Genomic DNA, 4,923 nt, shown 5'->3' on the forward strand with positions numbered 1-4,923 from the left:
CATAGGTAGAGAATAATAAAAATAATGATACTATAAGTCCTATGACTTTCCTCATACTCGCATCTCCTTATTAATTCATTAAAAACTTTTTAATTATATATTAGATTTTATTACTATTAAAATAATAAAGACGGATATGCATAATTGCATATCCGTCTTATCGATTTTCCGAAAATAAAGAAGCATCTAATTTAAACTAGATGCGGAATGTATCAAGTACATTATCTTTTTCTTCCTTATTAATCCCGATATATCTTAGTGTAATTTGTGGTGTACTATGATTCAATATTTCTTGTAACATAGCAATATCTTTTGTTTGCTTGTAAAACCAATATCCAAATGTTTTACGCATAGTATGAGTACCTAAAGATTCGACTCCAGCAAAATCTCCGGCTTTTTGTAACTGTCGATAGGCCTGTATTTTACTAATAGGTTTATCACCTTTTCGAGAAGGAAATAACCAGGTACTTTTTAGATCTTCAGCGTATGGAAGTACTTCCTCAAAAATGGATGTAATATTTATGATACGCTCCTTTTTTGTCTTTCCTTCCTTCACTTTAAATTCTTTTCGTTTTTTTCGCTTCAGTTTTAAAATTTCACTCGTTTCCATTTTAAGTAAATCACTTACACGCAATCCCGTATTAATACCAATTAGGAACAAAATGTAATCTCGATCTGAACAATGACGTTTAAGAGACCATTTCATATCTCCGAGCTGTTCTTTGCTTCGAATTGGTTGTACATCGATTAAATGTTGCTTTTTATCCATCTGTTTTTCAATCCTTTTATTTTCAATGATTTGAATGTATACTTTTTCGTCTATTTTTATGATATCAATAAAAATAGAGTAAAGTCAATGTTTAAGGGGAAATGAAAGTAAACTTTTGGTTAAAAGTTTACATTGGAGTTTTGAATCATTTATAACTAATTTTGTAATAAATTTCTCAATATAGATATACTTGTTAATTATGGTTCTAATATTCAAAAATAACAAAAAATAAACTATGATATAAATATGATGGTTATCCTTTTGTTTACTCCTTGTGCTAAAGATAAGATCGTGTTCGCCGATCTTATCTTTTTTTATTTGTGATTTTTCATATAAAAAAAGAATCCTTATCATAAGTATTCTGGAACAGGAAATAACAAAATATAAACAATTGTAGTTCTTCAGCACGCGATAATTGAAAAGCAAGAGAATTTACATTATATATTTGTACAAGGTATGTTACAGCATTGGGATTGGTTAATAATTAACTCAAGGCAAAGTTATGCTTCCATTTTTTTAAACAATTAGATAAATGTCTTCTCAAACAAGAGATTTCTGGCAAGTTTATACTTTTAATTGTGGTAAATTTATGAGTAAAGTGACAATTATGTTTTACATAAACGTTAAAAATTTATGTTTATTTCACATGAATGTAAATTTTTAACGTTTTATTTTTTCTCAATTGTGGATTTTTTTTCTTTAATTATACTTAATATGGAAGCCTGATATTAATTTTAGGACTTTGAGCTAAGGCATTTATTTTAAATTCATACTGAGAGGATTGATTTATATGAACAGAAGAAAGAGTGGTAAATTACAAAAACCAATAAAGATGTTTGCGACATCCGCTATTTTAGCAACCACCTTATTTGCACCTATTATGACAAATAATTTAGATGTACGTGCTGAAACAGTTGCTGTGCAAACTGCAACTATATATGAACAAAGGGAATTTGATCTTCCAGCTACAGGGAGTTATTGGGATGAAGCAAAAAGAGAAAGAAGAGGTGACCAAAAAAATTATATGCCAACAGGCATCTATGTGAACCCAAATGAACAAATTACAATTGAAGTATCAGGTTCACAAAAGATTCGAGCTATTATTGGTACACATCATTATGATAAGGAGTGGGGGAAAGAATTGGAGCTCTCTCCTGGTGTTAATACGGTTTCCTCTTCAAATGGTGGTTTATTGGGACTGGATAATTTGAATAACACAGGAACAGTTAAAGTGAAAGTCACACAAGGAGGAAAGCATATTCCGGTTTTTGAATTAGGGAAGCATACGAAAGAAGATTGGATTGCAATGATGAACAAATATCCAGATGCACATGCTGTCCAACTAAAGTCTAAGAAAGCAGTACTTACCGTTTCTCGTAATAGTGCAAATCAATATATTGTAAATCAAGATCCTATCCCTCTATTAGAAACATACGATAAAATGATTGGAGCACAAGATAAGATCTCGGGGTTATCTGAAACAGATCTTAATCCTTTACATCAGCCAACTCGTCGTATTTGGGCTTTTACAGAAAATCCTAAGGACGCTTGGGGATATGCAAACACATTGGATGGAGCTGTATTTTCAGGTGTATCAATCAAAAGCGCTTTAAATCTAAATGAATTTGGATGGGGTGAGATGCATGAAGCAGGTCACGCGAGGCAACAAGCTCCATGGACGTGGTGGGAAGTCGCGGCAGGTGGATGCGGAATGGGTGAAGTCACTGTTAATTTATATTCTTTAGCTGCACACCAGCAAATATATCCTAATCGACCAGCACCTTTGGAAACAAGAGGGGAATATGATAAGGCTTTTGAATACTTAAAACAAACAAATAAAGATTATACAAAACTCCAGGACGCTTTTCTGAAAGTCGTTATGATTTGGCAACTACAATTAGCGTATGGTGAAGATTTTTATCCGCGTCTTCACCAGCTATATCGAGGGATACCTAATGAGCAACTTCCCAAAACAGATGAAGAGAAAATCCAAGCATTTATTTACAATACATCGATAGTAGCAAAACAAAATTTACTCCCGTTCTTTGATCAGTGGGGGCTGAAAGCATCACCAGAAACGCGACAAAAAATCGAAGCTTTCAATAATCCAACATTAATTGCTCCTATCTGGGAGGCAACGGATTCTAAGCCCGTGAAACCACTAGCTGTATTGTCCAAAAAAATAATGAAGGCCAGTGCAAATAGTGAGGAATCATGGAGTAATCCAGCAAGTAACGCGATCGATGACAATCCAAATACAATTTGGCATAGTCAATGGAGCGCACCAAATCAATATCCATACAATTTAACGCTAGATCTCGGTCAATCAATACGAACCATCACCCAAGTAGCATATCTTCCAAGACAAGATTGGTCAGAGAATGGTATTATTTTAAACTACAATATTTATACAAGCATGGATGGTTCTAACTATAAAAAAGTAACGTCTGGAACATGGGACAATAATAGAGGGAAAAAATTTGCAACATTCGAACCTATTTCTGCGAAATATGTAAAACTAGAAGTAACGAACGGAATAAATGGGCATGCTTCAGCAGCTGAAGTAGATGTTTTAGGATATGAGTTGCACCTATAAATAAGCATGTTATCGTAGGCTGGATTTTCAAATGATTTGAGAATCTGCCCTACGATAATTTTTTGCGCATTTCATGTTCTTTTTTTCTTTGTAAGTTCTGATATGAAATTACGTGAACAAATTACAGCTAGTACTAATAAAGTAGAAGTCTATAATAAAAACACCCATAATGGTTTTTCAAAATGTAGTAGATATCACTATGATTTTATGACAACTAAAAAATGAAAGTTATCACTTTTTAGTTCAAGATTTAGAAACACTAAGTATATGACATGACATATAAAGACGCTGTGGGGATTATGTGATTGATTTACAGAAGATCTATCCGCCAATAGAAGAAAACTATATAAAATCAAGTAGGTCTTATTTGGAAAAAAAGTAATCCTATGACCTATTTTTACACGTATCTCGGTTGGACCCCATTAAGCGAATTAATTAGGTACAAAATTAAATGTAGACTATTGATTCGGTAGTTTTTTTGTATTAAACATTACGGTACGTGAAATTTTATATTTCCCTTATTAAAAAAGCCCCATAGACCTTACACCTATGAGAGCTACCTAAGGGTATTTTGACTTTCGACTTCATTCTATTGTAACAGGCTTTCACCATACATGAGAAACATAATGAACCAAAAACAGACAATCATAACAAGAAATTCTTTACACCTTTGCTGAAAGGAAATACGACCTTCTCTCATTCTATATGCCCCTTTTCTCTACAGCTTTTAATATGTTAAAATATAGAGGAAAGAAACCTGCCAATTTCTTTCCCAGATGGTAACTCAGACTTTTGCTCTTTGTTTGCTTATGCAAATGAAGAGCTTTTATTTTGCATACTTATACTTGCTTTCTAACATCGCATAACGCAATAGCTTTAACTTTGTCTCTTTTTTCAATGCTTTCCACTCAGATACACCAATTTTCATTTTTCATTCCTCCAATAATTAAATTTGTTATTTATATAGCTTATAAGTTCCAGTTGAAAATCTTTCTAATTTGTTTATCGCTAAATCCTTCATGGACAGCGAAGATTTCTGGAAAATCGGAGAGACACAAATCAATAATTGTATTGTCGGTTGTTCTTATATAGTAATACTGAACAGCTCCTTCATAATTCGAATATAAATAGTACTTATGAATCTTATGATTTAATCCATTTTTCTCTAATACCTCATATAACTTATTTTTAGTTTCATCCATTACGTCAAAAATGGTTAACTGCTCCATTATTAACAGCTCCTCATTGCGTAAATTTACTAAACTAACTCTAAGAACAAGGTTGTTTCATTATGTTCATTGGTATGCACATTAAACTGTTTTCCCGTAGCTTCTAATGCACTAAAAAGCATTCTTTTATATCCTTGATCCATAAAATCTACACTGATTTGACCATGATTCATAATAAATTGAAGATCAGCCATCATCTTTTTAACTTTCCGTTCCATGTAATAACCTCCTCAATAAAGTTATATAACTTATATAACTATTCTATTACTCATTTTTCTAGTTGTCAATATAAGTTGTATAACTTATAATATTTTTTATAGAGGAGGTTG

The 4,923-nt window shown here is 32.3% G+C and carries 4 protein-coding genes and 1 pseudogene; 2 read left to right on the forward strand and 3 right to left on the reverse strand.

The features are described from left to right. Positions 1 to 196 precede the first annotated feature (196 nt). Positions 197 to 769, reverse strand: a complete 573-nt coding sequence (locus BM089_RS30025) for a tyrosine-type recombinase/integrase (RefSeq protein ID WP_090979117.1) — start codon at positions 767 to 769, stop codon at positions 197 to 199. 790 nt (positions 770 to 1,559) lie between these two features. Between BM089_RS30025 and BM089_RS30035 the strand changes: the two genes are divergently transcribed. Next, positions 1,560 to 3,365, forward strand: coding sequence for a M60 family metallopeptidase (locus BM089_RS30035; RefSeq protein ID WP_090979122.1), 1,806 nt, complete (start codon positions 1,560 to 1,562; stop codon positions 3,363 to 3,365). A 96-nt stretch (positions 3,366 to 3,461) separates the two neighbouring features. Next, a pseudogene (locus BM089_RS31940) lies at positions 3,462 to 3,747 on the forward strand (hypothetical protein); the annotation flags it as partial. 586 nt (positions 3,748 to 4,333) lie between these two features. Here BM089_RS31940 and BM089_RS30045 read toward each other — a convergent pair. Then, a complete protein-coding gene (locus BM089_RS30045; protein ID WP_090979128.1) occupies positions 4,334 to 4,594 on the reverse strand; it encodes a hypothetical protein in 261 nt (86 codons plus the stop codon). Positions 4,595 to 4,623: 29 nt separating this feature from the next. Then, positions 4,624 to 4,812: a hypothetical protein gene (locus BM089_RS30050; RefSeq protein WP_002204218.1), complete on the reverse strand. Its 189-nt coding sequence runs from the start codon at positions 4,810 to 4,812 to the stop codon at positions 4,624 to 4,626. Positions 4,813 to 4,923: the final 111 nt, after the last annotated feature.

Source organism: Bacillus sp. 5mfcol3.1 (genome assembly GCF_900114335.1).
GTDB lineage: Bacteria > Bacillota > Bacilli > Bacillales > Bacillaceae_G > Bacillus_A > Bacillus_A thuringiensis_S.

Coding starts and splice junctions, on each gene's coding strand:
- BM089_RS30025 (WP_090979117.1), bottom strand. CDS start 769: ATGGATAAAAAGCAACATTTAATCGATGTACAACCAATTCGAAGCAAA.
- BM089_RS30035 (WP_090979122.1), top strand. CDS start 1,560: ATGAACAGAAGAAAGAGTGGTAAATTACAAAAACCAATAAAGATGTTT.
- BM089_RS30045 (WP_090979128.1), bottom strand. CDS start 4,594: ATGGAGCAGTTAACCATTTTTGACGTAATGGATGAAACTAAAAATAAG.
- BM089_RS30050 (WP_002204218.1), bottom strand. CDS start 4,812: ATGGAACGGAAAGTTAAAAAGATGATGGCTGATCTTCAATTTATTATG.